This window comes from Roseateles sp. (assembly GCF_036404855.1).
Taxonomy (GTDB): domain Bacteria; phylum Pseudomonadota; class Gammaproteobacteria; order Burkholderiales; family Burkholderiaceae_C; genus Pelomonas.
In genome coordinates, this window is sequence record NZ_DASWYS010000242.1 from 1 (window position 1) to 2,009 (window position 2,009).

The window sequence follows — 2,009 nt, forward strand, 5'->3', positions numbered from 1 at the left end:
GCCAAGTCGGGCGGCAAGAAGATGGACGAGCTGCCAGTCAACCGGCTCAAGGGCGCTGAGAAGAAAGGGCCACCCTTGATTCCGCCGCTGGCTTCGGCGCCCGATGGTCGGGCGCGCGAGGCCTGGGAGCAGAAGAAGGTCACGGATGAGCAGTTGTATGGCGACCGGCCGGCGAATTCTTCGCCGGCTTCGTCGTATCCGGGGGGCATGGTGTCACCGCAGGGGCCACAATCGTCACAGGGCGGGTACATCACGCCCGGTGGTGTGGTGGTGCCGGGCGCTGTGATGGACCCCCGTTACTTCACGCAGAATCCCGGCGTGCGCCCGCCCGGCACCGGCTCTTCCACCTGCCTGGACCGCGACGGCGACGGCTGGTGCGACGACCTGCGCTACGGCCCACCGGTGTGCAACGATCTCGATCGCGATGGGCGTTGTGATGATCTGCCCGAGTTCGCGTCGCGCGCCTATCCGCAGGTGCTGCCGCAGATGCGCAGCGCGATGGACGTCATCGACGGGCGTGGCAGTGTGGAGGTCATGCAGTGGATCGGCACCAACGAGTTCATTGTGCGCGTACCTGAACAAGGACGCGGCGGCGTACCGTGGCGCGCCATCTTCCTGGACGCGCAGGGCGAACTGCTGCAGGTGTGGACCGATTCCAATCGCGACGGACGAGCCGATCGCGTGGAGATCTTCCGCAATGGGCAGCGCACCAAGTTGATTCAGCGCTGATTCTTTCGTGTTTCGCTGACAAACGAACGGGCCGCCAAATGGCGTCCCGTTCGTGTTGCATACCATACTCTTGTCTAGGCGCGCTGTGTGGGCATGTCCGACCAGTCGTCCGGATAGTGCTCCTTCGCGCAGTCCTGGCAGATGCCGTGCGACAGCTTGGACGCTGTGCGCTTGGCGACGAAGCGTTCGAGGGGCTGCCACTGCAGCCGGTCGTCGCGCACCGCTTTGCAGTGCATACACAGCTGCACGAAGCCACCGAGGGCGTGGGTCAATCGTGTTTCCAGCGTGCGATGCGATGACACTTCGCGGTCGTGAGAGATGCGCAGGAAGGTTGCGAGCAACCCAAAGCTCGTGATGAGCTGCGCTGCCCACGCCGCCAGTGTCGCTGCCTGAAAAATGCCCGTGCCGTCGGGCAGCCGGGGCAGGATGGTGGATACGACGGCGTACGTCGCCAACGCGAAGGCCGTGCCCATGCGCTCGACGGTGGGCAACATCGTGGCTGTGGCCAGCCGCCAGGCCGCAATCGTCAGCATGATCAGCATGACGCCGGTGGAGACGAGTGGCAGCACACCCGGCACGTCGGTCACCGTGGCCACGGCCAGCCCCACCAACGGCGCTCCCACGGCCCAGGCCAGCATGGCCTGCGGCGAAAGGCGCTCTCCGCGCAGGGCAAAGGCGCCAGCAAGTACGGTCACGCTGAATCCGATGCGGAGTACCAACGCCCCGAGGAGGATCCACTCGTTGGCGAACGGGGTGAAGTACGCATTCCATCCGTATCGCGCGAGCAACAGCGCCCAGGCTACGGTCCAATACCGCGCCAGTCGCTCGCGATGGACGGTGGCAAGGTAGGCCATGGCGAGCAGGCATACCGACGCAATCAGCGCTGGGGCACCAGAGCGAAATACAGCGTCGCGCAGCATGAGTGGATGTTTCGTGGTGCCCGGCCGTATTCAGGCCAGACGGAACGCTTCAAGCGAGCGGGGCCATGACAGCCTTTAAAATTAGCCCCGTCCTGATCAGCCCGTAACTCTCTGGTGCTACGGTGTAGCTTGCAGAGTGCGCACTCCCCAGGATCGTTACCTGCCGCCCGACCGGGATGCCTTCGTGGCAGCCAAGCCCGCCACGGGCCGGGTCATTGTCATCGCCCCCACTCGCGCCGCCTGCGAGACCATCGAATTGGCGGTCGGGCTGCACCTCGACACCTTCCTGGAGCGCACCCGTGGCGCCGAACTGCGCGCGCTCGCGGCGAGCGGACAGGGCTTCGGCATCGTGGCCGGCAC

2 protein-coding genes are annotated in these 2,009 nt (G+C 65.5%); one reads left to right on the plus strand and one right to left on the minus strand.

Features of this window, described 5'->3' with window-relative positions:
• Window positions 1-729 (plus strand): hypothetical protein (locus tag VGF12_RS16070; RefSeq protein WP_331177054.1); only part of this gene is annotated, 729 nt, incomplete at its 5' end.
• A gap of 74 nt (window positions 730-803) precedes the next feature.
• On the opposite strand, the gene VGF12_RS16075 is transcribed toward VGF12_RS16070, so the two are convergent.
• Window positions 804-1,649, minus strand: coding sequence for a hypothetical protein (locus VGF12_RS16075; protein WP_331047573.1), 846 nt, complete (start codon window positions 1,647-1,649; stop codon window positions 804-806).
• Between the last annotated feature and the right edge of the window lie 360 nt (window positions 1,650-2,009).

What these genes read in the sequence shown, in the direction of transcription:
- VGF12_RS16075 (WP_331047573.1), bottom strand. Translation starts at nt 1,649, where the DNA reads ATGCTGCGCGACGCTGTATTTCGCTCTGGTGCCCCAGCGCTGATTGCG.